Below are 24,827 nucleotides of genomic sequence, written 5' to 3' on the forward strand. Positions count from 1 at the left end.
TTGTTTATCCAAACGGGACTTTTTACTTCCCAACCGGAGGCGGCCCGGGAGGAATCAGCCCGCTGTACACATGGTCGCCTTTGCGTTGTTTAAACTCCGCTTTCACGGCCTCCACTTTCTTTGGGTCTTCAAACAAATCCACCATCGTTAACGCCAGCGTTTTTGATGCGTGCATCATGCCCTTATGCCCGATGGACATACCACCACAGGCCACTACAGCCCACGAATGCCACGGTGTTCCGATGGGCGCGGTGGCTGCACTTAGGCGTATGGTGGGCACTACCCAACTCACATCGCCTACATCGGTACTGCCGCCACCCGCATTCGGGTCTGTTGCTTCCAGAGGCTCAACTTTACTGTGTAATCCCACTTGCGGTTTGCCGGTAGCCTCCTGAATTTGTTTAGCAAAGGCAACTTCAGTATCGGTGTACGTTATCGGACCGAGATACTCCAGGTTTTTTTGGATCAGTTCAGCGCCAGTGCGGTTAACCAGAATTTCATAAATGCCCGATACCAGGCTGACCTTGTACTCCACGTTGGCCATGATTGCCGCACCTTCGGCCATTTTCATCACACGTTGGTACACGTCATTCATGGTTTCGCGTTTCGGATCGCGTACACGCACCCATAAGCGCGCGTAATCAGGCACCACATTCACCACCTGGCCGCCATCCTGAATATGGTAGTGAATGCGGGTACTGGGGCGGATGTGTTCGCGGTAGTAATTTATCCCTGACGTATATAATTCAAGCGCGTCTGATGCGCTTCGGCCATTCCACGGATCGGCTGACGCATGGGCTGCCTGGCCGTAAAACTCAACAATAAAATCAACCAGCGACAAACCGGTTTGTACCGCAGCCTTCGTTTCGGCTCCCGGATGCCAGTCGAGGCACACATCTACATCTTTGAACAGCCCGGCACGGATCATCCACAACTTGCCGAAGAATTTTTCCTCTGCGGGTGTTCCGAAAAACTTTATCGTACCCTTCAACTTACCCTGTTCAATTAACTGCTTAATGGCAACAGCCGCGCCCAAGCTGGCAGTACCAAACAGGTTGTGCCCGCAGCCATGGCCGGGCTCTCCTTTTTCCAGCGGATCCTTGGTTGGAACAGCCTTTTGTGATAACCCGGGCAGTGCATCAAACTCACCCAGAATGCCGATAACCGGACTGCCGCTTCCGTAGGTGGCTACAAAGGCGGTGGGTATCTCAGCCACACCCCGCTCCACTTTAAAGCCGTTGGCTTCCGCATAATCGGCCAAAAGTTTCGCAGATTGGTTTTCATTAAATGCGGTTTCAGCAAATGCCCATATCTGGTTGCTGGTGCTAATCATCTTATCCTGTTGGCTTTCAACAGCCTGAACAACAAGCCGTTTATTGGGCGACACTTTTTGACCGGGGGCAAACAGGCTGAGCGTACACAGCAAAAGGGTAAGGGTTACAATCCGAATCATAGCTATTTTTTTACAACCTATCGATTTCCGGGTAAGCTTCAAAATATCTTAACCTGTAAAAAAGGTTTCTTGATGCATGGTTGCTTTAATTTAAAAGCGGTTTTAAACATTCTTGTAATGTTTTGTGTTTACCGGCTACAAATGCGCGTATGCGAGTTACTTTAACGTTGATTATGCTGGTGCTCAGCATGGTCATTGCTTATAGCCAGGACAAGGCCACACTGAGTGGTTACTTAAAGGATGCATCGGATGGTGAAGCGCTTATCGGGGCTACTGTCTTCGTTCCTTCGCTCAATACCGGCATAACCACCAATTCGTACGGATTTTATTCAATTACACTCACCAAAGGCACGTACGAGGTTGTGTTTTCTTATATCGGGTATGCTAAAGAATCCCGAACGGTGGATCTGCAGCAAAACGTGCGGCTGGATATCGAACTGAAATCACAGAGCAGTCAACTGCAGGAGGTGATTATTTCGGGGGCAGCGGAGAAATCTGCGGTGCAGTCGGTTGAGATGAGCGTGAATAAAGTTGACATTACCACCATCAGTAAAATTCCGGCCTTTCTGGGCGAGGTGGATGTTATAAAAAGTTTACAGCAGTTGCCGGGTGTGGCTACCGTAGGGGAGGGTGCATCAGGTTTTAATGTGCGTGGCGGAAATGTGGGACAGAACCTCGTGTTGCTGGATGAAGCGGTTGTGTACAACTCGGCTCACTTACTGGGTTTCTTTTCGGTGTTTAACCCCGATGCGGTAATGGATGTAAAACTTTTTAAGGGCGCCATACCGGCACCGTATGGCGGACGCATTGCGTCATTACTGGATGTCCGGATGAAAGAAGGGAACAATAAAGAATATGAAGTAAATGGCGGCATTGGCACCATCTTTAGTCGGTTGGCATTTGAAGGACCAGTACGCGAGGGTAAGGGCTCATTTATCGTGGCGGGTCGCAGATCATACATCGATATTTTAGCCCGGCCGTTTGTTGATGTGCTGCAGGATGGCGCCAAACTTAACTTTTACGACTTGACCGGTAAAGCCAACTTTAACATTAACAGCCGTAACCGGTTGTTTCTATCGGGTTACACCGGCCGCGATGTATTTTTCTTTGATGCCAACCAGGGCTTTTCGTGGGGCAACAACACGGCTACGCTGCGCTGGAACTCCATTATCAACGACCGCCTGTTTGCGAACTTTTCCGGCATTTTCAGTAAATACGATTATGCCCTGCGCTTCGGTGAGGATGATCGGGATTATTTCAGATGGAATTCTTCCATCACAAACTTCACGTTTAAGCCGGCATTCAGTTACTTCATCAGCAGTAACAACGAATTAGCCTTCGGGGCTGAGGGTAATTACTACTCGTTTCAACCGGCCAACGCTTTGGGTGCATCCGGTGGTGAGGTGATTGACATCAGTCTTTCAAGAAAATATAACTTGGAAGCGGCTGTTTATATCAGCAACAACCAGCGCATTAACGAAACCTTTTCTGTAGAGTACGGTATCCGGTATTCACATTTTTGGGCTTTCGGACCCGGCAATCAATTCATTTATAACGACACCACAGCGGGGGTGCGCAGAACTGTTGTAAGCAGCAGAGCCTTTAGCCGTGGTGAGGTGATGACGGAATACGGAAATTTTGAACCGCGTGTGTCGGTGAAGGCGCAACTTACACCGTCCAGTTCCATTAAGGCGAGCTACATCCGAATGGCACAGTACCTTCACCTGATTTCAAATACCACTGCGTCCAATCCGTTGGATGTGTGGACACCCAGTTCGAACAACATTAAGCCTGAATTGGGTGATCAGTACACGGTGGGTTATTTCCGTGACATCGGCAAAAAGCAGGTTTATGAGTTTTCGGCAGAAGCCTATTACCGGTTAGCCAAAAACCAAATCGATTACATTGACGGGGCCGACTTGCTGATTAATGAATTTTTGGAGGGCGACCTGTTAACCGGAAAGGGCCGTGCTTATGGAATGGAATTGTATTTACAAAAGAAAACAGGTCGGTTTAATGGTTGGGTAGCGTATACCCTGGCGCGAACCGAATTGCAGGTAGAGGGTATTAATCGGGGCAAGTGGTATCCTACGCGGTTCGATCAAACGCATAACCTTAAAGTCACCGGATTTTATGAGGTAAACAAGCGGCTTTCGTTGTCTGCCAATTTCACCTTGCTTTCAGGAACGCCCACCACCTTCCCTAACTCACGATATGTTATTCAGGGTATTCTGATTCCTTACAATGAAACCGACTCCCGTAACAATTTCAGAATACCCGCTTTCCACCGCCTTGATATTTCTGCCCGGCTGCAGGGCCGCACAGTAAAGAAAAACGGTAAGGTCAGAAAGAATACTGATTACTGGGTGTTTGGCTTGTATAATGTTTACGCCCGTAAAAATCCTTTCTCCATTTATTTCGCACAGGCCGATGATCGCACAGCGCCCGGTCAGGCCATAAACAGTCAGGCAACCCAACTGGCTATTATTGGCACTGTTATCCCTTCCATATCATATAACTTTAACTTTTAGCAGGATGAAAGCCGTAACGAAAATAGCATTGCTAGCTGCTGCTGCGATTTACTGGGCGTGCGAAACCGTGGTTTTCCCGGATCTGAATCCAGCCACACCAGTTTTGGTTGTCGATGCCTGGATTACCAACAAGGCGGAATCCCAGCTTATTAAACTAACTAAAACCCAACCGTATTTTGAAAACACCCTGCCGCCCGGTGTAAGCGGAGCACAGGTGGAAATTGAAGATAATGAAGGAAACCTTTTTGTATTTGAGGAGAGCGACACACTGGCCGGGCTGTATGTTTGGACACCCGGCTCCGGTGAAGTGTTTGGTGAAACCGGGCGCACCTACACCTTGCGCATCACGGCCGAAGGCGAGACGTATACATCTATTACCCGGATGGGGCGCGTGCCGCCCGTTGATAGCATTACGTTTCGGAAAGAACCCGGCAATCAATTTGTGACTGATTTATACCTGGCCGAGTTTTGGGCAACTGATCCGCTTGAGTCGGGAGATACTTACTGGATTAAAACCTATAAGAACTCAACGTTGCTGAACAAACCTTCTGAACTTAACCTGGCCTATGATGCTGGTTTTTCAAAAGGGGGGAATTTCAGCGGGTTGGTTTTTATTGCTCCTATCCGTACAGGCATTAATCCTTTCGACCAGGATGAAAAAGGTTCTATTTTATCTCCGTATGTGGTTGGCGATTCACTTTATGTTGAAATTCATTCCTTGTCGGAGGCTTCCTTCGATTTTCTTAACCAGGTAGCGTTGCAAACCGACCGGCCCGGTGGTTTTGCAGAATTGTTTGCAACTCCGCTGGCCAATGTTTCAACCAATATTAATAATGTCAATCCTACCGGTATGAAGGCCGTGGGATTTTTTAATGTTGCGGCCGTATCGGGGTTGGGAAGAAAGTTTGCCAGCCTGGACGATGTAACCGACCCAGATTAGATTCAAGAAATTATTAACACCGCCACGTCTGAAGCCTCTGCATTTTTAAATTCCTTATCTTTCGACAACACAACCATCGGTTGATTATGGATGAATTGGAAAGTGTGACGAAGAAGGGTATTTCAAAAAGAGCTGGTATTGAGCAGGCTGTTTTGTGTAAAGCTTACGAACTGATGTGTACGGCCAGGCGCATGGCCGATTTGTACGATGAAAACCGGGAGGTTTGCAGTAAGTATGTGCATAGCACGTCACGGGGGCACGAAGCCATTCAGTTGGCAGCCGGGTTGCAACTTAAGCCGTGGGACTATGCCTCGTTGTATTACCGCGATGAATCGATGCTATTAGGCATGGGGTTGGAACCTTACGACCTGATGCTTCAATTAATGGCCAAACGCGATGATCCGTTTTCGGGCGGGCGCACATACTACGGCCATCCATCGCTTAAACGGGACGGTTATCCAACTATTCCACACCAAAGTTCAGCCACCGGCATGCAGGCCATTCCGGCAACGGGCATGGCACACGGTATTGCCTACCTCGAATCGCAAGGATTGCTCAAAGGAAAAAATAAGCCGGTCGTATTGTGTTCATTAGGCGATGGGTCGGTAACAGAAGGTGAGGTAGCCGAGGCTTTTCAAATGGCCGTGCTTAAGAAGTTGCCAATTATTTACCTGGTACAGGACAACGACTGGGGTATTTCAGCTACCGGGTCTGAAATGCGTGCCATGGATGCGTACGACTATGCCGCAGGATTTAAAGGCATGGAACGGGTGCGAACAGATGGTTCCGATTTTGTCAACTCATACGAAGTTCTTGAAGAGGCCATTCAGTTTGTAAGAACAACACGTGCACCTATTCTTATTCATGCCAAATGCCCGCTGCTGGGGCATCATACCTCGGGCGTTCGTAAGGAATGGTATCGCGGTGACGACCTTGCTGTTCATCAGCAGGAAGATCCGTTGGTGAAACTCCATCAATATCTTATCGAGCAGGGCGTTTCTGAAAAAGAGTTGAATGCCCTAAAGAAACGAGCTGCCCTTAAGGCTGAAAGTGACTATGCGAAAGCGTTGGCTGCGACTGATCCGGATCCGGAAGATTTCAATACGCATGAGTTTGCGCCTACACCCATAATTGAGGAAAGAGGCACCCGTAAACCAAAGGGCTCAGAAAAAGTTGTGATGGTGGATGCAGCCCTGCATGCGGTAGATGAAATTTTGAAAAAACACCCCGAAGCGTTGTTCTATGGGCAGGATGTGGGGCGCAGGCTTGGCGGTGTTTTTCGTGAAGCCGCCACGCTTGCACAAAAGTATGGCGATGAACGGGTGTTTAACACACCCATCCAGGAGGCCTATATTGTCGGTTCAACAGCCGGCATGTCGGCCGTGGGGGCAAAGCCAATTGTTGAAATTCAGTTTGCCGATTACATCTGGCCGGGTATCAACCAGTTGGTTGAAGAACTTTCAAAAAGTTGTTACCTGTCAAAAGGCAAGTTCCCGGTGCAGGCGTTGATACGGGTGCCCATTGGTGCCTACGGAGGCGGGGGGCCGTACCACTCCGGTAGTGTTGAATCTGCATTACTTACTATCCGTGGTATTAAGGTGGTATACCCAAGCAACGCGGCCGATATGAAAGGACTTCTAAAAGCCTCGTTTTATGACCCGAATCCGGTTGTATTGCTTGAACATAAGGGACTGTATTGGAGTAAGGTGGCCGGCACAGCCGATGCAAGAACGGTTGAGCCGGATGAAGACTACATTATTCCTCTTGGTAAAGCCAATTCCGTGCTAAAAGCCGATAATCAAAAAATCAAATCGGGCGAAACGGTTGTTGTTATTACCTATGGCATGGGCGTTTACTGGGCCGGGCAGGCTGCCAGGAATTTTGACGGGCAGGTTGAGATAATTGATTTACGGACCCTCAATCCACTTGATTGGCAAGCCGTTGTTTCATCGGTAAAAATACATGGTCGTGTTCTGGTGTTAACAGAAGAACCGCTATTAAATTCCTTTGCCGAATCGCTTGCCGGCAGAATTCAAAAGGAATGTTTTCAATACCTTGATGCCCCGGTATGGACGCTGGGTGCAGCAAACCTTCCTGCCGTGCCGCTTAATGTTGAACTGGAAAAGATGATGCTGCCCAGCGTAGATAAAGTACAGGCGGCCCTGCGCGATTTAATAGCCTATTGAAACCTAGAATGGAAAGCCGACCCCAATATTGTAAATGACGGGTTCGCGGTTAATACCAAACGGCCCGAGGAATTTGATTTTGTTGAGTACAAAACGGTCGCCTTCCGGGCGGGCCGGGTCATACACTTTCATCCCGACATCAAACCGAAGGATGAGGAATGAAAAGTTAAAGCGGAAACCAAAACCGGTACCTATGCCGAACTCTTTATAAAATTCAGTGAGTTTAAATTGTGAATTCCCGTTTTCAACTACGTTATCATTTTCATCAAGTTTAACGCGGGGTTTAAAAGTCCATACGTTGCCTATATCAAAAAATATGGCGCCTTCAAAAAATCCAAATAATTTCCTTCGCAACTCTACGCTGTTTTCCAGCAGGATTTCTCCGGGAACTTCAAACCGGTAACTATACAAGCCGTCTTTTTCCGGGTTGGTGCTTTCATCGGGCCGGTAGCTACCGGGCCCGAGCCTTCGTGGGCGCCAGGCCCGTACACTGTTACTTCCACCGGCAAAGAAATATTTTTCGTATGGCAATGCCTGATTATCTCCATATGAATAACCCACTCCGGCATTAAACCGGAAAGCCAGGGTTGTGTTTTTATTTATAATGGTAATCCGTCTGATGTCGGCATTAAACCGGAGGTATCGAAAAGTTTGAAGGTTACGGTTTTCAATAACCGGAAAGGTATAAAGGCCTTGAAAAGTACCACCGCTTTCAACGGCCCACCGGAAATAAATTGAATTTTCTTCCAGGTTGCCGTAGTTGTTGTGATTCCACGACATGGCAAATCCGGTACTGCTTACAAATGACGGATCAAAACTAAACTTTAGGGTGTTGCCCTGGTAGACGAACAGGCTGTCCAGCAGGTTGTCAAAATCGGGCCTTAGTTTTGAGTTGATGATGCTGAGGCTGGCAAAGGTGAAGTCGAACCTGCGGATGCGGGAATTGTCCCAACTATAGGTGTAGGTAAAAGAGGTGTTCGATCGCTGGTATTCAGGGCGGTCGGTATAATTAAAACCGAGTTGGGCCTTGGTGCGGGGGTTCAGTTTACCGAACCGGTACCGGGTTTCTTCCCGGAGCGGAATAAGAAATTGTGGAAAGGTAATGGAAGCATTAATGCCGGCATCAACGCTTTGATACACGCTGCCCAGTTCGGTGGCCGCAGCAACACCCTCATAGCCGATGCGGCCGTTCATTTCGAAATTTTCCAATCCCCTGAAAATGTTTCGCTTTTTGAAATTCAGGTTATAGTAAGGTCCCGGAAATCCTTGTGTAACACTAAGGCCTACCTCGTGCGACCACTGATACCTATCGAAGGTACTGGTAAAAATATTGGCGATAAACTGCCCGCCTGTAGTATCGAAATTTATATTAACAAATTTAAAGACATCCAGATTGGCCAGTTGTCGCTGTGTGTTGAAGGTATTGGTGCGGCTATAAGGTTTGCCTGGTTCAATGAAAATACGCTGACTGAGAATTTTAATGTTATAGGAATTTTCGTAGCTGTTAAATCGGATGTTGCGAAAGGTTAGTTGCTTGCGGTTCATGCCGGGCACGGTAATGCCTGCATCGGTTGTAAAGTTAATTTCGGTGATATAGAATTTGCGGTGGTAGCCTCGTTTGGCCGGATCTTTTATACTTATTTTAACAATTATCCTGCGGTCCGGTAAGGAGGCGGTATCTACTTCATAAAGAATATATTGCCTGCTGAAATCATAGTACCCCTGGTCCTTCATCAACAGGTCAATGCGTTCACGTTCTTTGGTAAAATTTTCCTGGTTGTAACGCTCGCCTTTAACCAGGTAACTGTTGATGGAGTGTTTTCTCAGTAACTCCAGGATGGCCGTATCCCGTGCATCAAATAAAATACTATCAATAACATAAGCTTTACCGGGGTTGGCGCGGTAGCGGATGTTGATACCGTTTTTTAACTGAAAGCCGAGCGGGGTTGCTTTTTCGGTTTCATACCGAACCACGTTATTAAAATAGCCGTTGGTAAACAGGTAGTCTTTAATCCGGTCTACGGCAAGATTTACTTTTGAAGTATCAAAAATGCTGAGTGGTTCGCCCCACTGCATAAACAGATTGCCGTTTTGCAGTCGGTCGTTGTATTTTTCAATTTTTTGCTGTTTGCGAAACTGCAGGTTGTTGATTCGTTTAAGCTTCGTTGTCCGGGCGATTTTAGTATCGAACTTTTTATTTTTTTTTTCTATTTTCTTTTCAAATTTTTCCGGTTTGAAATTACGCTTACCGGTGTAATACATCGACACCAGCAGGTGCATTGGCATAAAGAGAAGTTTCCGGTTGGTTTCAATGCCGGTAAGTTCTTCCAGCTTCGATCTGTTAATGTTTTTTGGTGCGGTTACCTTCTGTTTGTACAACAGCCGTTCGCCTTCTTTCAGATGCCGGGTACCCAAACAGCTTTGCAGCAGGATGGTGAAGAGAATAAAAAAATATTTACTTTTCTTGCGGTTCAAAATCATTAAACAATGCTTTCCAGGGCCCGGATTAAGTTCATCAAATCCTTGCAATTAAAGAAATACCGAAAACAGGAACAATGTTTTGTGGTAGAGGGGGCCAAGGGTGTGCAGGAAGTTTTGCTATCGGATTTTAAGGTAGAACTACTGTTGGCTACCCTGCAGTTTCTGGATGAAAACCGGAAGCTTACCGCGGGTTTTACGGGCGAACTGCTGGAGGTTTCGGTTGATGATTTACAAGGCTTGGGCGAGTATAAAACCAACCACTTGGCCCTGGCGGTGGTACGCATGCGCGAAATGAAGGCGCCAATCCTTAAACAAGGCCGGTTTTACCTTGTACTCGATGATATTCGCGACCCGGGTAATCTTGGCACTATCCTCCGCATAGCCGATTGGTACGGAATTACCGACATCATAGCTTCATCTGAAACGGCCGAGGTGTACAACAGTAAAGTTATTGCGGCCAGCATGGGTTCGTTTACACGGGTAACGGTGTTCTATACCAACCTGGTTGAGTACTTAAGGAAAGTGAATATGCCGGTGCTGGGTACTTTTTTAACTGGCGAAAATATACATCACATCAGTAAGCTAAATGGCGGTTTTATTGTTATCGGCAACGAAGCCAATGGTATTTCAAAAGAAGTAGAGACGCTGGTAACCAGACGGATTACCATACCCCGCTGCGGCAAGGCTGAATCGCTCAATGCGGCAGTGGCAACGGCTGTAGTGTGCGATAACCTTGTGCGCCTGTCAGGGTATTAAAAGAATCCTTCGCTTTTACTTGCAGCTTCTTCCGATATTTTTTCGGCTTCTTCTTTGCCAAGGTACCGGTCAATAAAAAAATGCCCCAGGTAAACCAAAGGCGTCATTGCGATGGCAGCAACAAATTTGAAGATGTAGTTGATTATGCCTACCGATAGCACCTGCAGAACCGACCACTTGCCAAAAATGTAAAATGCAATAAATAACACCACAAAGCTATCAATCAGTTGCGAGAAGAGAGTGGACCCGGTTGCCCGCAGCCAGATCATTTTGGAGCCGGTTAACCTGCGCAGGCGATGAAACACATACACATCCAAAAACTGCCCGATCAAAAAAGCAGTAAGCGACCCGATAATGATGCCAAGCCCCTGCCTGAAAATGGTGCCGAAGGCCAGGTTAATATCCAGTCCCTCTTCGGCATAGAGGTCGACCCAAAAAGTTGCAGGAGGCAACAGAGTGGCTGCGCCTATAATAAAAAAAGCAAAAGCAATAAAACCGGCTGTTAAAAAACTAATTCTGCGTACGCCTTCTTTTCCAAAATATTCGTTGATGATGTCGGTAGTGACAAACACAAACGGCCAGATAACCACCCCGGCTGTCAGGTTGAAATCCAGCGTATAACCGAACAGGTTCAGGTTGGCCGGTTCCATGCCCAATGTTCGTTCCAGTGAAAAGATTTTTGTTCCCACCATTTCGGCAACCAGGGCGCAGGTCAGGAAGTATCCGGACAGCATGATGAATAGTCTGTTTTTCTTTTCGTTTATAGAAGTATTCATTCAGGTATGGTAAAAATTTCGCCTTCGGTAGCGAGGTAAGTTTCAGGAAAAACGGCACGAGCCTCTGCCAGCAGGTGGTCCGGTTCACGGTACCGGGCTGAGAAGTGTCCTATCAGCAGCTTACCGGCATTTGCCTTCAATGCAATTTGCGCGGCCTCCAGCGAAGTGCTGTGCAGGGTTTCGGCTGCTTTGGATTTATCATCTTCAATAAATGTAGCTTCGTGATAGAGAACGTTTACTTTGCTGATTTGTTCAATAATGGATTCAGTATAGGCCGTGTCGGAACAATACGCATAGCTTCGCGATTGATGCGGTGGGAGTGTCAGGTCGGAATTTTTGTACAACACGTTTCCGGCTTCGTCTTTGAGATCAAAGCCTGCCTTCAGTTCATTCATCCGGTAATGGGGTAAGCCTTCGGGCAACCGGTCCTTATCAATTCTTCTTGGTTTTTCTTTTTCCCGGAATAGAAATCCTGTACAGGGTAATTTATGGTACAGCGGGATGGTTTCAACCGTGAGCCATTTGTTTTCAAAAATTGTTTCCCGGCTGTCGGGGGAGAGTGTATGCAACCGGATGTTGAAATTGGGCACCGACCTGGAGTAGCGCAACTGTACTGTCATAATTTCGTGCAGGCCGTGTTGACTGTAAATGTGGAGGTCTTTTTCGCGATGGTGCAGGTGCATGGTGAAGAGTAAACCCATCAGGCCGAGGTAATGATCGCCATGCAGGTGCGAGATGAAAATATGATCAATGCGGTGGATATTACCATTAAAGCGAGCCAGTTGCATTTGTGCGCCTTCTCCACAATCCACCAGGAAATGTTCGTTTTGGATTTCTACCAATTGTGCTGAGGGGTAACGCCCGTAAGCAGGCACGGCCCCGCTGGAACCGAGTATGGTGATTTTGAAGCTCACAGCCAAAAATAAAAAACCAAAACCGGTTTGGTTTTGGTTTGAACTACTTTATTTGGCGATGTTTTAGTTCCCGTCAGTTTTCTTAAGGTCGCGCTCAATTTCATGCATGAAAACGGCATCAATGGCTTCTTCCACGGTAGGCAGAATGTTCAGTACGCTGTCGAGTTGTGAAATCTTAATCAGTTTCATGGTGTGGTCGCTCAGGTGGGCGAGTATAAAAATTCCTCCGTCTTCCTGGACGATTCTATTACCAACCAGCAGTGCGCTAAGACCAGAAGAATCAGTGTATTTTACTTCAGCCAGATCTAAGATAATATTCCTTACACCTTCGGCATGCAGGGTGATCAATTCCGACTTCAGGCCGGGCGCCACGCTGCTGTCCATCTTCTCCTCGTGCAGGCGCAGCAAACTGTACTTTTCCTGTTTATCAATCGTGTATTTCATCTTCTTTATCGTATTAAACCTGTGCCTGCAAGTTAACGGAATTTAGCGAATTAAGGATATGCTGCTCAATCCGATCCGTGATGTTGTTGTAATTGATGGGTTCAAGATCTTCACCGGTTACCTGCCGGTACAATTCGCGGTATCGGTCGGAAATTGACTGCACAATCACAGGGGTCATTTCCGGAACGGTTTGCCCTTCTTTGCCCTGGAATCCGTTTTCGATAAGCCACTGCCGCACAAATTCTTTCGAAAGTTGTTTCTGTGGTTCGCCCTTTTGCTGGCGCCCCTCATACCCATCGGCATAAAAGTAGCGCGATGAATCGGGCGTATGCACTTCGTCAATCAGGTATATGGTGCCGTTATGTTTACCAAATTCGTATTTGGTGTCCACCAGTATAAGTCCGCGGGCGGCTGCCAGTTCGGTGCCTTTGCCGAACAGGGTAAGCGTGTATTCTTCAAGCTGCTGGTAATCGGATTCGGTTACCAGTTTTCTCTTAATAATTTCTTCCCTCGAAATATCTTCGTCATGCCCTACATGGGCTTTGGTGGTAGGCGTAATGATTGGGTTAGGAAGTTTGTCATTTTCCTTCAGGCCTTCCGGTAGCGGCACCCCACACAACGTGCGTTTACCGGCTTTGTATTCGCGCCAGGCGTGGCCGGCCAGATAACCGCGCACAACCATTTCTACCGGAAAGGTTTCGCATTTAAAACCAATGGTTACGTTGGGATCGGGCGTGCTGATTACCCAGTTCGGCACAAGTTTTTTGGTAGCCAGCAGATTTTTTGCGGCAATCTGATTTAAGATTCTGCCCTTATCGGGAATGGCTTTGGGCAGGATAACATCGAAAGCTGAGATGCGATCGGTGGCCACCATTACCATAATGTTGCCGAAGTAATACACATCGCGCACCTTGCCGCGGTAAAAGCCGGTTTGACCGGGAAAACTGAAGTGGGTTTCTTTAATGGCCTGCATGGGCCTGCAAAATAGCGCAGAAAGGGTAAAGCCTGAAATGAACGCAGGATAAAGTTTTACACTTCTGTCTGATATGAGGTCCTTCGCGTTGCTCAGGACATCAATATGTTATATTGAGCCAGGGCGAAGCATCTCCTGAGGCTAATCTAAGAAATAGCAAAGTTAATTTTCTTCAATCAGAATACCGGCTTTAAACACATAGGTTTTTACCAGGTTTCCTTTTTCGTCAAACTCCTTCCACTCTTTGTGTTTTTTGTCGGCAACGTATTCGCCCTGTTCTTTTACCTGGCCATTTTCGTAATAGGCTGTAAAGAGTCCGTGCTTACGATGTGATCGGCACTCTCCTTCGGATTGCAGTTTACCGGAGGGATAGTAAGTTTTAAACGGGCCATTCAGCAGATTGAATTTCCAGGTTTCTTCGCGGGCCGGTTTGCCATTGGAAAAGTATTCGTACCGCATGCCGTTCAGTTTTCCGGCTTCATAGGTCTCTTTCAGTTTTTCGGTTTTTCCGTCAGGGTAATAATACGTCCATTGCCCGTGTGGTTGCTGGTTGCGGTAGCGTTTCTCTGAAATGCGTTTGGCCGAATCGGTAAATTCTTCCGTTACCCAATCAATACCGTTAAGGGCAAATTGTTCTTTTCGGGCAAGCACGCCATTCGGGTGATACGTTAGCCCTGTTCCGGTTTTAAAACCTTCCTTGTATTTAAAGCGGTGTTTAACCGTGCCGCTGGCATAGTAACCTGTATTGTCGCCATGGAGCCGGCCGTTCATAAAGTTTCCTTCCAGCAGTAAATGCCCTTCCTCATCGTAGTTTTTATACTGACCATTTTTTGATCCATCCTTCATGGTGGAAACAGTTTCAAGTTGGCCGTTGGGATAGTAGGTTTTGTAAAAGCCGGTGAGGATGCCGTTTTTATAGTTTGCTTCAATGGCTACGATGCCATCTTCATAAAAACTGCGGGTAATGCCGTTGGGTTTACCGTGTGCATACTGGATTTCTTTTTTTAATACACCGTGCGGATAGTACTCGCGCACCACGCCATCGGGTTTGCCTTTTTTAAAAACGGTTTCGCTTTTAATTACCCCGTTGTCGTAAAACGACTGTACACTATCAACCAGAATATCGTTTTGATAGTAGGCCTTCTGAATTTTTTTACCCGATTCATCAAATACTTCTACAGGCCCGTGGCGCATGCCGTTAACATACACCAGTTTGCGGGCAGGCAGGCCGGTTTCGTGGTATTCGGTAAACACCCCCGACTTTTTCCCGTTTGAAAAGTTTCCTTCAACGGCCAGACGACCGTTGGGGTAGTAGCGCTGGTATTTGCCGATGATCTTTTCGTTATCGTCTTTGGCAACGGTATAAACTTCCTGCAGTTGGGTACGGCTGCCGTCATAATATGTGCGCACTTCGCGCTGGGCGGTGGCAGATGTACTAAGCAGAAGGAATGAGAAGATCAATCGGTTCATACCTATTGTAAAACTAAATCAGCCTTGCAAACAACGCAAGGCTGACTGGTTTGTTGTATGGGCTTTTGAGAGCTTTACATCTTCTCAATCACCATGGCTGATGCACCGCCACCACCGTTGCAAATTCCGGCAACGCCTATGGCCGAATTATTTTGCTTCAGCACATTAATTAAGGTAGTAACGATACGCGCACCCGATGCACCCAGCGGATGACCGAGGGCCACGGCTCCGCCATTTACATTGACCCGATCAGGATCCAGCCCGAGTTTAATGTTGTTGGCGATGGCTACGGCCGAAAAGGCTTCGTTGATTTCGTAGTAGCCCACATCTTTTTTATCAACACCTGCATGCTTTAACGCTTTTGGAATGGCCAGGGAAGGGGCAGTGGTAAACCACATCGGGTCCTGGGCGGCATCGCCAAAGCCAAGAATTTTGGCAATAGGTTTTAAGCCCAGTTCTTTTGCCTTTTCCTTACTTACCAAAAGCATAGCCGATGCGCCATCGTTAATGGTAGAGGCGTTTGCCGCAGTAACAGTACCGTCTTTCGTGAACACGGGTTTCAGGCCTGGTATCTTTTCAAAGTTTACATTTTTGTATTCTTCATCTTCTGAAAAGACAGTAACATTTCCTTTCCGGTCGGTAATTTCAACCCCTACAATTTCATCTTTAAATTTATCAGCGGCCCATGCGGCTGCCGAGCGCCTGTAGGAGTTGATGGCATAGTTATCCTGATCCTGCCGGGTGATGTTCATTTCTTTGGCGGTGTTATCGGCACACACGCCCATGGCGCAATGGTTGTACACATCGGTGAGGCCGTCATACGTTAGTCCGTCAATCACCTCACCGTTTCCATATTTGTAGCCGTACCGCGCTTTGAGCAGGTAGTACGGTATGTTGCTCATGCTCTCCATACCGCCTGCAATTATCACATCATTAACGCCCAGCATAATTGATTGTGCTCCGAGCATAACAGCTTTCATGCCTGAGGCGCATACTTTGTTAACCAGCGTACAGGGTATTTCGTAACCCAGGCCAGCGCCTACGGCCACCTGTGTTGCAGGGGCCTGCTTTAAGCCGGCCGAAATAACATTGCCGATGTACAGTTCCTGTATTTGTTTCGGGTCGATGCCTGCTTTTTGAATGGCTCCCTTAACGGCTATGGAACCAAGTTGTGTAGCAGGGATGGAGGCCAGGCTTCCGCCAAAACTTCCGATGGGGGTGCGTACGGCTGAGATGATGTAAACTTCTTTCATAATCGGGTTACGGGTTTCGTGTTACGGGTTACGGGTTAAAACAATAATAGCGGTAACGTGTACCCCGCATTTTGTTTACCAGTCTGGTTTTCCTTTATCTTTTGGTTTTGTTGGTTTGCGTTTGTTTTGCTGAAGATACTGCATTTCCTGGTTCTTCATGGCCTCTAAAAGCATTTTGGCTTTTTCTTCACTGATCTTTAACTGTTCCAGTTTTTCGCTAACCGAAGAAGGGGCTTCTTTCTTTTCATTATCCTTTTTCTCTTCGGCTGACTGCTCTTCCTGTTTTTGCTCGCCCTGCTTTTTCTGTTCATCTTTTTTTTGCTGATCGCTTTTCTGATGATCCTGCTTTTGCTGGTTATCCTGATCTTTCTTCTTGTCCTGTTTCTCCTGTTTTTTCTGATCCTGCTGCTGGTCTTTCTGCTGTTGATTCTGATTTTGCTGCTGCTGTTGTTCCTGTTTTTTCTGTTCGTCCAGTTTCTTTTTCAGTAGTTCGTAATTATAGCGTGCATCATTGTTGTCGGTATTGGCTTTGAGGGCTTCTTTAAAAAAATTCAACGCTTCTTCGGCTTTCCCTGCCCGGTTGGCCATCACACCCAATTGCTGCTGGGCGGTTGACCGGATGGAGGGTGTTGCACTGGCGGTTAATTGCTGATAGGTAGTCTTAGCGCGTGTAGTATCATTGAGTTGAAAGCGGGCATGGGCCAGATTTAAAAGCACTTCATCTTCCTGCACACCGAGCGAATCGGTAAGGTATTGGTACAGGGCGGCTGCAGTTTTATAATCGCCTGATAGATAGGCGCTCCGGGCCTTTTCTTTGGTGCGGTTGATTTTCCCGATTTTTGCCGGGTCGGTTATTACCACCGCCAGGAACAATAAAACTGCAACGGGCTTCATATCCGGATTGCTTTTACAGGTACTAACACATCAACGGCCAGTAAAATTACAGCCAGAGCCAGAAAGTAAAAATATTTATTGGCGGTTATATCAATAAAACGTGCATCCATCAATTCGCCTTCAATCCGGTCGATAGTATTGATAAGCCGGGCGATATCGTTACGGTTTTCATTAATTTCAAAATACTGGCCACCGGTTTTACCGGCCAATGTTTTTAATGCATCCGGGTTTAGCCGCGTTACAACCGTATTTCCACTCCGGTCAGTTTTAAAGCCTGTACCGGTTCTAATCTGGCCGCCTTGTTTGGTGCCCACGCCAAGGGTAAATAGTTTATAACCTTTTTTTTCGATGTCTGCCAGGGCTGCATCGGTCTCGTCTCCGAAGTCCTCGCCATCACTGATGAGCAGAATTACTTTTGAAGTAACTTCGCTGGCCCGGGTGTTATCTTTCTCCAGTTTATCCATGGCCATGCGCAGGGGAGGGCCAAAATCTGTTCCGCCTGATGGAACCAAGGCAGTATTCATTGCTTCAATAAAAAGATATAGCGCGGTTTGATCGTAAGTAAGCGGGCACTGCATAAAGGCTTCGGAAGAAAATATTATAATGCCCATGCGGTTTGAATTAAATGCCTGAACTACCTTCTTGAGTTCATTCTTTACTTTTTCCAGTCGGGTAGGGGCGATGTCCAGCCCGTCCATTGATTTAGACAAATCAACACAAATCATAATGTCTTTTCCGACTGATTTTACTTCGCGTTTATCCTCGCCAAAAGACGGGCCCAATAAGGCAGCTATGAGTAACGCAAAGATGAGACTGCGCAGGATAAATTTTAAAAAGATGATTCCGAATGGTGATCCTATAGCGCGGGCAATACGGATTACCCGAAGGATATACAGCAGGTAAAGCACACTAAATGCTGCAATGAAGATTATTTCCGTTAATCCGAATTCTCTGTACCAGCTCACATCCTTACCTTAGTCAGGTTGCAAATAACAATTAAGTAGGATTTCGGGCAAATACCTTTTTATCCGACCTTGAATGAGGTCATCGACACGGAACCCATAACCGTTTTATCGTTAAAGAAGGAAATGCTATCCGTTTCGTCCTTCAGGCCAAGGATATAAATCATGGGTAAATAATGATCGGGAGTAGGAATAGCAAGTTGGGCAGCCTTGCCCAGCGACTCGTACCGGAGCAGCGGCTGATGGCTGTTTCGTTGAATGAAGTCCTTAAATTTTTCATTGGCTTCAATGGCCCAGTCGAACCCCGCATCAGGCAGGTTCCAGTTCATGATGCGCAGGTTATGTACCATGTTGCCGCTACCAATGATGAGTACACCCTTTTTTCTGAGTTCACTTATTTCACGAGCCAGTTCGTAATGATATTCCGGTGGTTTGCTGGAATCAATACTCAACTGGAATACCGGTATTGTTGCTTCGGGGTACATCTGCCGCACCACCGACCAGGTGCCGTGGTCAAGTCCCCATTCATGATCAAGCCCAACGGTTGTTTTTGTTACCCGGTTTGCGGTATGCCTGGCCAGTTCCGGACTGCCCGGGGCAGGATACTGAACATCGAACAGGGCTTTCGGAAAACCATAAAAGTCATGGATTGTTTTTGGTTTTTCCATAGCCGTAACCCACGTACCCTTTGTGTACCAGTGTGCCGAAATGCAGAGCACGGCTTGTGGTGCAGGAATTTCTTTTCCGATAGCGGCCCAGCCCCGGCTGAACTCATTGTCTTCAATGCCGTTCATCGGTGAACCATGACCGATAAACAGCAGGGGCATGGTTGTGTTTTCTTTGTAAAGTTTGTCAGTATATTTTTTCAGATCGTTTAGTGTGGCCATGCCCAATAATGAGGTTAACAGGTTAAGAAACTCAATCCGGTTCATTTTCAGGTTAAACAGGCGCTGTCAGGCCAAAGTTCATGATGTCATTCGGTAGAATGTTGTTAACCCTTATATTTGCAATTCTTTAAGCGGTTTATTCATCCGGAGAGGTGGGTGAGAGGCTTAAACCAGCAGTTTGCTAAACTGTCGTACATGTAAAAGTGTACCGGGGGTTCGAATCCCCCCCTCTCCGCAGGGTTTTTTATGACCCTTTTTTCTTTGACATAATGGTCCCGTAGCTCAATGGATAGAGCAACTGCCTTTAAGGATGGAGCCTCTTGTCAGAAACAAAATGACGGGAGTGGATGGCGCTGTTTCGGTGAACCCTTCGCGGGCTGCATGGCAACACCGAGGAAATTTCTGGTTTTCTTTATTTTTAATTTATGAAGAATCATCATACCAAAAGTAAAGGAGACCTGGGAGTGTTAAAGGCGCAAGCTGATTTATGTGCCAAGGGATTTTTAGTGTGTCTTGCCACTATCGGAGCATGCACCTTTTGATCTGGTGGCATATAAACAGGGGGTTTTTAAACGAGTTCAGGTTAAAGCACGGACAATCAAGAAAGGAAGAATTGACGTTAGATTTGAACACTCATATGCTGACAGCCGGGGTGTTCATACGAAACGTGTAAATTTTAATGAATTTGATCTTTATTGTGTTTATTGTCTGGATAATGATACCTGTTATTATTTTAACCCCAGGTATTTCTCAAAAAATATCTTCCTCAGTTTGCGGGTAGATCCTCCCAAGAATAATCAGAACCGGTTAGTTAACTGGGCCGATGATTATCGGGAAGTTCCGTAGAGACTATACGCGTCACACCTGAAATGGTGAAGATATAGTCCAGACCCCAAATCCTTTATTTTTAAAAAAAGGAGCGATGAAAATCGTAGTTGGTATGCTAAGCAGTAGGTTGCTGGTTCGACCCCAGCCGGGATCGCATAAAGATTGAAATGGATTGGAGTGCAGGTTTATATTTCTAATTTTGCACTCCTTTATTTTCGGGGTGTAGCGAAGCCCGGTATCGCGCTTGGTTTGGGACCAAGAGATCGTCAGTTCGAATCTGGCCACCCCGACATTGTTAACCTTATTTTGTTTCGTTGAAACAGATTCTTGAGCGCTACACAAAAGACCAGGTAAAAAAGGCCGCGCAGGTTAAAGCAATTTTTTTTGATGTGGACGGTGTGCTTACCGATGGGAAAATCATTTACGATGACAGCGGCCGCGAAATCAAGGAATTCAATGTTAAAGATGGCCTTATCATCAGCCACCTGAAAAAAGCAGGCATTATTGCAGGGGCGATTTCGGGCAGGGAGAGTGCGGCTGTTTCTAAACGTTGTGCCGAATTAAATCTTGATTTCTGCCATCAGGGTATACTGGATAAAGGATCGGTCTGCGAAAAACTGATGGCGCATTTTAAACTCAAAGCAAAACAGGTTGCCTTTATTGGTGATGACATTAATGATCTGCCGGTTTTTAAGAAAGTAGGCTTTCCCGTTTGCCCGGCCGATGCCATGTTTTACCTTCATAACCGGGTCGCTTTGGTTACCTTTGCAAAAGGAGGCAAGGGTGTGCTGCGCGAAGTGGCTGATCTTGTACTGGCAGCCAAAGGTCAACTTAAAAGTTTGAACATAAAATGATGGAAAAGTTCAGGTCAGTTGTTTCGGTGACCGATAGCATAAGTCTTGGTTCTGATCGGCTTGTGCTTTTTGCAGGCCCGTGCGTTGCAGAGAGTTACGACATCTGTATGGAGACCGGTACACAGGTGAAGGCAAGCTGCGAAAAGCTGGGAATTGATTATGTGTTCAAAGCTTCGTTTGACAAGGCCAACCGGACTTCCGGTGGTTCATACCGGGGTCCTTCGGTTGATATGGGACTGGAGATCCTTGCTATGGTAAAAAAAGATTTGAAGGTCCCTATTGTAACGGATGTTCACGAATCCTATCAGTGTGCCGAAGTTGCATCGGTAGTTGATGTGCTTCAGATACCGGCATTTCTATGCCGCCAAACCGATTTACTGAAAGCCGCAGCCCGTACCGGCAAAGCTGTGAAGATTAAAAAAGGCCAGTTTATGGCGCCTGAAGACATGAAGTATGCAGTGGATAAAGTTCGCAGCGAAGGCAATGATAACGTTTTTCTTACCGAACGTGGGGCGAGTTTTGGGTACCATACCCTGGTTGTTGATATGCGATCGTTGCCCATTATGCGGCAGTTTACCCCGGTAGTTTTTGATGTGACACACTCGGTGCAGCAACCCGGGGGCAAAGGCGGCTCTTCGGGCGGACAGCGCGAGTTTGCTCCCTTTCTTGCCCGCGCGGCAGCAGCAGCCGGAGTAGATGGATTTTTTATTGAAACACACCCTAATCCCGAAAAGGCCCTCAGCGATGGCCCTAATATGATTCCACTAAGCGAAATGGAAGAATTTTTGACCGTGTTGAAGAAGTTCTGGGATTTGAATAGGTCACTCACTCATTAGAATTTCTTCTTACCTGTTGGCCATTGGGTACTTTTAGTATATTTGACTTTAAAATCTACCAATTTAGTGGAGTTCACAGTTCTTCAAGCCTATGTATTGGCCGTAGTGGTGCTGTTGATTGTGGCGCTGTACCGCGAATGGTTTAACCCGGCTCTTACCTTCTTCATTGCCATACTGGCATTTTTACTGGCCGGTGTTTTAACACCCCAGGAATTGCTTCGTGGACTAAGCAACCAGCAGATTATTTTGATATTTCTGCTTATTCTTATTACAGCCGGTATCCGATCGGTGTTTGGTGGTGCCTGGTTTGCAAACCTGTTCAGATCAAATCAAAGTCCGCGGAACTTTTTACTTAAGATGACGACCTTCTCGGCATCTGTTTCGGCATTCCTCAACAACACACCCATTGTTGCATTCCTGATTCCGTATGTTAAAGATTGGGCCGACCGTACCGGTACACCGGCTTCCAAGTTGCTGATTCCGTTATCGTATGCTACCATCCTTGGCGGGATGATTACCGTTATCGGTACATCAACCAACCTGGTATTACTCGGACTTATTTCGCAGTATAACCTGCCCTTGCTGTCGTACCGTGATTTTCTGTTCCTGGGCATTATCGTCACCCTTGTCGGGATAGCCTACCTGTATTTCATCGGTTACCGGCTCCTGCCTGATCACGGCAGTAAACTCAGTGCGGTCCGTCAAAATTTAAAAGAATACCTTGTTGAAGCAGAAGTACATCCGGGCTCCTCGCTGATTGGTAAATCGGTGAAGGAGGCCGGTTTGCGTAACCTGAAAGATCTTTTTCTGGTTGAGATCATCCGGCATGATGAAGTGATTTCACCGGTTTCGCCAGAAGAGGTGCTTGCGGCTGGCGACTCGCTTTATTTTTCCGGTAATACACAATCCATTTATAATCTTATCCGGCACGATAACGGTTTACGCATAGCCCAGGATGCCTCTGTTGAACAGTTCAATTTTGTAGAGGCCGTTATTCCGGCCAGTTCAACCCTGATCGGCATGCGAATTAAAGATTCCGATTTCCGGAAGAAGTTTAATGCTTCAATTGTTGCAATTCATCGCGATGGCAAGCGCATTTCGGGCCGGATAGGCGAGAGGCAATTGATGGGTGGTGATTTTCTGTTACTGCTATCGGGGAACCATCAGCACTCCGGTTTGCATGAGAAAGATTTGTTTTTTGTTTCGGCTCCAAAAAAAGTTGAGTCAAGTCGTTCCACACTACGCGTTGGAGTGGGTGTCGGAAGTGCCGCTTTATTGATAGCCGGTATTACCGGGCTTATTCCATTGTTTACCTCATGCCTGATTATTCTTACGGCTATGATACTGTTTAAAATTCTTAATCTCGAACAAATTACCCGCAACCTCGATTTTAGTTTGCTCATGGTATTGGTGTGTTCGCTGGCCATTGGTGTTGCTCTCGAAAAATCAGGAGCGGCAAATCTGGTTGCTGCGGGTTTAATTACTGTAAGCAAATCATTGGGTAGTGTGGGTGCGCTTACAGCATTGTTCCTTGTTACCACCCTGGTTACAGCGTTGGTTACCAATCCGGCAGCGGTATCCATTATGTTCCCTATAGCCATGGAGTTGTCAGGACAGTTGCAGGTATCATCCACACCTTTTTTTGTGGCTATTGCCTTTGCTGCATCAGGCGATTTTATGACGCCCATTGGCTACCAGACAAACCTGATGGTGTATGGCCCGGGGGGTTATTCGTTTAAGGATTTTACCCGGGTGGGAACTCCCTTAACTGTATTGTACGCCACCATCTGCATTGTCTTTATTACCTGGTACTACCACCTATAACCGCGAACAACTAAGAACCAAGAACCAAGAACTAAGAACTAAATGAACCTCCATCCCATTTCAACACGGGTCACCAAACCGGATCGCGAAAAGTTGCTGAATCAGCGGGCAAAAGTGATTTGGTTTACAGGCCTTTCCGGTTCGGGCAAATCCACGCTGGCCGTTCGGCTGGAAGCTCAGTTACATGAACGGGGATTTAAAACCTACCTTCTTGATGGGGACACTATCCGTAGCGGATTAAATAACGACCTGGCCTTTGATGAAGCCGGCCGAAGAGAAAATATCCGCAGGATTGGCGAAGTGTGCAAGCTGTTTATGGATGCCGGAGTGATTGTGTTATCGGCATTTATCTCACCATTTAAATCCGACCGGGAGAAAGTCAGGAAGATTGTGGGTAACGAAAATTACATCGAAGTTTTTGTAGATGCTCCGCTGGAGGTGTGCGAACAGCGCGATGTAAAAGGGTTGTACCGCAAAGCAAGAGCCGGGGAGATAAAGGAATTTACGGGTATTGATTCACCTTATGAGATCCCGGACAACCCCGACATTGTTTTGCAAACCCACAAGCTTACAGTTACCGATTCGCTGCAACAGCTTGAGCGCGTCATCCTTCCGAAAATCCGTCAATCATCAATCTAAAATCTTCAATCTAAAATCGAATGAACCAGTACTACCTTAGTCACCTGCAGGAACTTGAAGCCGAAGCCATTTTTGTTATCCGTGAAGTAGTTGCCCAGTTTGAGCGGCCGGCTTTATTGTTTTCGGGAGGGAAGGATTCGATTGTGCTGGCATATTTATCGCGCAAAGCATTTTACCCGGCACGCATACCATTTCCGCTGGTGCACATTGATACCGGTCATAATTTTCCTGAAACCATGGAGTATAGGGATTGGCTGGTGAAAGAGTTGGGTGTGCAGTTGGTTGTCGGGTTGGTTCAGGAAAGTATCGATACGGGGCGTGTAAAAGAGGAGACAGGTTATTATGCAAGCCGGAATGCACTGCAAACCGTTACGCTGCTCGATACAATTGAAAAATACAAGTTTGATGCGGCCATGGGCGGGGCGCGCAGAGATGAAGAAAAGGCCCGTGCCAAGGAGCGTTTCTTTTCGCATCGCGATGAGTTTGGCCAGTGGGATCCGAAAAATCAGCGCCCGGAACTTTGGAATTTATTTAACGGAAGGAAAAATATGGGTGAACATTTCCGGGTATTTCCGATTTCGAACTGGACGGAGATGGATGTTTGGCAGTACCTGTTTACGGAGAACATACCGATTCCGAAGTTATACTATGCCCATGAACGTGAAGTGATTGAACGCGATGGCGTGCTGCTTTCCACATCACCCTGGCTGAAACTGAAGCCGGATGAAAAACCTGTGATAAAGCGTGTCCGGTTCCGCACCTGTGGCGATATGCCGATAACCGGGGCGGTGGAATCGGAGGCCGACACCATTGAAAAGATTATTGCCGAAGTGGCCGCTTCGCGTAAAACCGAACGGGGAACACGGGCGGATGATAAACGCGGTGAAACGGCTATGGAGGACAGGAAAAGGTCGGGATATTTTTAG

At 46.9% G+C, this 24,827-nt stretch carries 20 protein-coding genes, 2 tRNA genes and 1 pseudogene; 12 read left to right on the top strand and 11 right to left on the bottom strand.

Annotated features, from left to right (window positions below):
• Positions 1-22: 22 nt before the first annotated feature.
• Positions 23-1,453 (bottom strand): amidohydrolase, encoded by a 1,431-nt coding sequence (locus HRU69_10185; protein ID QOI97830.1) that lies wholly within the window; start codon positions 1,451-1,453, stop codon positions 23-25.
• A 149-nt stretch (positions 1,454-1,602) separates the two neighbouring features.
• Between HRU69_10185 and HRU69_10190 the strand changes: the two genes are divergently transcribed.
• The 3 genes from HRU69_10190 (at position 1,603) to HRU69_10200 (ending at position 7,110) form a co-directional block, all read left to right on the top strand.
• On the top strand, positions 1,603-3,984 hold the full coding sequence (locus HRU69_10190) for a TonB-dependent receptor (protein QOI97831.1): 2,382 nt from the start codon (positions 1,603-1,605) through the stop codon (positions 3,982-3,984).
• Positions 3,985-3,988: 4 nt separating this feature from the next.
• Positions 3,989-4,924, top strand: a complete 936-nt coding sequence (locus tag HRU69_10195; protein ID QOI97832.1) for a DUF4249 domain-containing protein — start codon at positions 3,989-3,991, stop codon at positions 4,922-4,924.
• 86 nt (positions 4,925-5,010) lie between these two features.
• On the top strand, positions 5,011-7,110 hold the full coding sequence (locus HRU69_10200; GenBank protein ID QOI97833.1) for a tungsten formylmethanofuran dehydrogenase: 2,100 nt from the start codon (positions 5,011-5,013) through the stop codon (positions 7,108-7,110).
• Positions 7,111-7,113: 3 nt separating this feature from the next.
• Here the strand turns inward: HRU69_10200 and HRU69_10205 are convergent, their stop codons facing one another.
• Positions 7,114-9,591 carry a BamA/TamA family outer membrane protein gene (locus tag HRU69_10205; protein QOI97834.1) on the bottom strand — a complete coding sequence of 826 codons (2,478 nt, stop codon included), beginning with the start codon at positions 9,589-9,591 and terminating at the stop codon, positions 7,114-7,116.
• Between the two features lie 6 nt (positions 9,592-9,597).
• Here HRU69_10205 and HRU69_10210 point away from each other — a divergent pair, with 6 nt between their 5' ends.
• Positions 9,598-10,347, top strand: a complete 750-nt coding sequence (locus HRU69_10210; protein ID QOI97835.1) for an RNA methyltransferase — start codon at positions 9,598-9,600, stop codon at positions 10,345-10,347.
• Here the strand turns inward: HRU69_10210 and HRU69_10215 are convergent.
• From HRU69_10215 to ygiD, 9 genes are all read right to left on the bottom strand, one after another.
• On the bottom strand, positions 10,344-11,123 hold the full coding sequence (locus HRU69_10215; protein ID QOI97836.1) for a queuosine precursor transporter: 780 nt from the start codon (positions 11,121-11,123) through the stop codon (positions 10,344-10,346). The two genes, HRU69_10210 and HRU69_10215, sit on opposite strands and share 4 nt — an antisense overlap.
• The gene (locus tag HRU69_10220) at positions 11,120-12,037 is read right to left on the bottom strand and encodes a ribonuclease Z (GenBank protein ID QOI97837.1); all 918 of its coding nucleotides are present in this window, start codon (positions 12,035-12,037) and stop codon (positions 11,120-11,122) included. The genes HRU69_10215 and HRU69_10220 overlap by 4 nt, the downstream gene beginning before the upstream one ends.
• A 63-nt stretch (positions 12,038-12,100) precedes the next feature.
• Positions 12,101-12,481, bottom strand: coding sequence for an STAS domain-containing protein (locus HRU69_10225; protein QOI97838.1), 381 nt, complete (start codon positions 12,479-12,481; stop codon positions 12,101-12,103).
• A gap of 13 nt (positions 12,482-12,494) precedes the next feature.
• Positions 12,495-13,454 carry a phosphoribosylaminoimidazolesuccinocarboxamide synthase gene (locus tag HRU69_10230; GenBank protein ID QOI97839.1) on the bottom strand — a complete coding sequence of 320 codons (960 nt, stop codon included), beginning with the start codon at positions 13,452-13,454 and terminating at the stop codon, positions 12,495-12,497.
• Positions 13,455-13,616: 162 nt separating this feature from the next.
• Positions 13,617-14,924, bottom strand: coding sequence for a toxin-antitoxin system YwqK family antitoxin (locus HRU69_10235; protein ID QOI97840.1), 1,308 nt, complete (start codon positions 14,922-14,924; stop codon positions 13,617-13,619).
• A gap of 74 nt (positions 14,925-14,998) precedes the next feature.
• On the bottom strand, positions 14,999-16,177 hold the full coding sequence (locus HRU69_10240) for an acetyl-CoA C-acyltransferase (protein QOI97841.1): 1,179 nt from the start codon (positions 16,175-16,177) through the stop codon (positions 14,999-15,001).
• A 75-nt stretch (positions 16,178-16,252) separates the two neighbouring features.
• A complete protein-coding gene (locus tag HRU69_10245) occupies positions 16,253-17,071 on the bottom strand; it encodes a tetratricopeptide repeat protein (protein ID QOI97842.1) in 819 nt (272 codons plus the stop codon).
• A complete protein-coding gene (locus HRU69_10250) occupies positions 17,068-18,036 on the bottom strand; it encodes a VWA domain-containing protein (protein QOI97843.1) in 969 nt (322 codons plus the stop codon). Before HRU69_10250 ends, HRU69_10245 begins: the two co-directional genes overlap by 4 nt.
• 59 nt (positions 18,037-18,095) lie before the next feature.
• Positions 18,096-18,920: a 4,5-DOPA dioxygenase extradiol gene (gene ygiD, locus HRU69_10255; protein ID QOI98895.1), complete on the bottom strand. Its 825-nt coding sequence runs from the start codon at positions 18,918-18,920 to the stop codon at positions 18,096-18,098.
• A 146-nt stretch (positions 18,921-19,066) separates the two neighbouring features.
• Between ygiD and HRU69_10260 the strand changes: the two genes are divergently transcribed.
• From HRU69_10260 to cysD, 8 genes and pseudogenes are all read left to right on the top strand, one after another.
• Positions 19,067-19,155 (top strand) — tRNA-Ser (locus HRU69_10260).
• Positions 19,156-19,345: 190 nt separating this feature from the next.
• A pseudogene (locus HRU69_10265) lies at positions 19,346-19,766 on the top strand (hypothetical protein).
• Positions 19,767-19,964: 198 nt separating this feature from the next.
• Positions 19,965-20,038 (top strand) — tRNA-Pro (locus HRU69_10270).
• Between the two features lie 24 nt (positions 20,039-20,062).
• Positions 20,063-20,602, top strand: a complete 540-nt coding sequence (locus tag HRU69_10275) for an HAD-IIIA family hydrolase (protein QOI97844.1) — start codon at positions 20,063-20,065, stop codon at positions 20,600-20,602.
• Positions 20,602-21,438, top strand: a complete 837-nt coding sequence (gene kdsA / locus HRU69_10280) for a 3-deoxy-8-phosphooctulonate synthase (protein ID QOI97845.1) — start codon at positions 20,602-20,604, stop codon at positions 21,436-21,438. Before HRU69_10275 ends, kdsA begins: the two co-directional genes overlap by 1 nt.
• Positions 21,439-21,534: 96 nt before the next feature.
• Positions 21,535-23,262, top strand: coding sequence for an SLC13 family permease (locus HRU69_10285; GenBank protein QOI98896.1), 1,728 nt, complete (start codon positions 21,535-21,537; stop codon positions 23,260-23,262).
• Between the two features lie 42 nt (positions 23,263-23,304).
• Entirely contained in the window at positions 23,305-23,901 is a 597-nt protein-coding gene (gene cysC / locus HRU69_10290) for an adenylyl-sulfate kinase (protein QOI97846.1), read from the top strand.
• Between the two features lie 20 nt (positions 23,902-23,921).
• Complete coding sequence (gene cysD, locus HRU69_10295; GenBank protein ID QOI97847.1) at positions 23,922-24,827, top strand: sulfate adenylyltransferase subunit CysD; 906 nt, start codon at positions 23,922-23,924, stop codon at positions 24,825-24,827.

This window comes from Flammeovirgaceae bacterium (genome assembly GCA_015180985.1).
Taxonomy (GTDB): domain Bacteria; phylum Bacteroidota; class Bacteroidia; order Cytophagales; family Cyclobacteriaceae; genus UBA2336.

Bases quoted from the DNA above. Each gene is read 5' to 3' on its own strand.
- HRU69_10205 (QOI97834.1), bottom strand. From the start codon at position 9,591: ATGATTTTGAACCGCAAGAAAAGTAAATATTTTTTTATTCTCTTCACC.
- HRU69_10240 (QOI97841.1), bottom strand. From the start codon at position 16,177: ATGAAAGAAGTTTACATCATCTCAGCCGTACGCACCCCCATCGGAAGT.
- HRU69_10210 (QOI97835.1), top strand. From the start codon at position 9,598: ATGCTTTCCAGGGCCCGGATTAAGTTCATCAAATCCTTGCAATTAAAG.
- HRU69_10245 (QOI97842.1), bottom strand. From the start codon at position 17,071: ATGAAGCCCGTTGCAGTTTTATTGTTCCTGGCGGTGGTAATAACCGAC.
- kdsA (QOI97845.1), top strand. From the start codon at position 20,602: ATGGAAAAGTTCAGGTCAGTTGTTTCGGTGACCGATAGCATAAGTCTT.
- HRU69_10215 (QOI97836.1), bottom strand. From the start codon at position 11,123: ATGAATACTTCTATAAACGAAAAGAAAAACAGACTATTCATCATGCTG.
- ygiD (QOI98895.1), bottom strand. From the start codon at position 18,920: ATGGCCACACTAAACGATCTGAAAAAATATACTGACAAACTTTACAAA.
- HRU69_10230 (QOI97839.1), bottom strand. From the start codon at position 13,454: ATGCAGGCCATTAAAGAAACCCACTTCAGTTTTCCCGGTCAAACCGGC.
- cysC (QOI97846.1), top strand. From the start codon at position 23,305: ATGAACCTCCATCCCATTTCAACACGGGTCACCAAACCGGATCGCGAA.
- HRU69_10185 (QOI97830.1), bottom strand. From the start codon at position 1,453: ATGATTCGGATTGTAACCCTTACCCTTTTGCTGTGTACGCTCAGCCTG.
- HRU69_10235 (QOI97840.1), bottom strand. From the start codon at position 14,924: ATGAACCGATTGATCTTCTCATTCCTTCTGCTTAGTACATCTGCCACC.
- cysD (QOI97847.1), top strand. From the start codon at position 23,922: ATGAACCAGTACTACCTTAGTCACCTGCAGGAACTTGAAGCCGAAGCC.
- HRU69_10190 (QOI97831.1), top strand. From the start codon at position 1,603: ATGCGAGTTACTTTAACGTTGATTATGCTGGTGCTCAGCATGGTCATT.
- HRU69_10195 (QOI97832.1), top strand. From the start codon at position 3,989: ATGAAAGCCGTAACGAAAATAGCATTGCTAGCTGCTGCTGCGATTTAC.
- HRU69_10225 (QOI97838.1), bottom strand. From the start codon at position 12,481: ATGAAATACACGATTGATAAACAGGAAAAGTACAGTTTGCTGCGCCTG.
- HRU69_10200 (QOI97833.1), top strand. From the start codon at position 5,011: ATGGATGAATTGGAAAGTGTGACGAAGAAGGGTATTTCAAAAAGAGCT.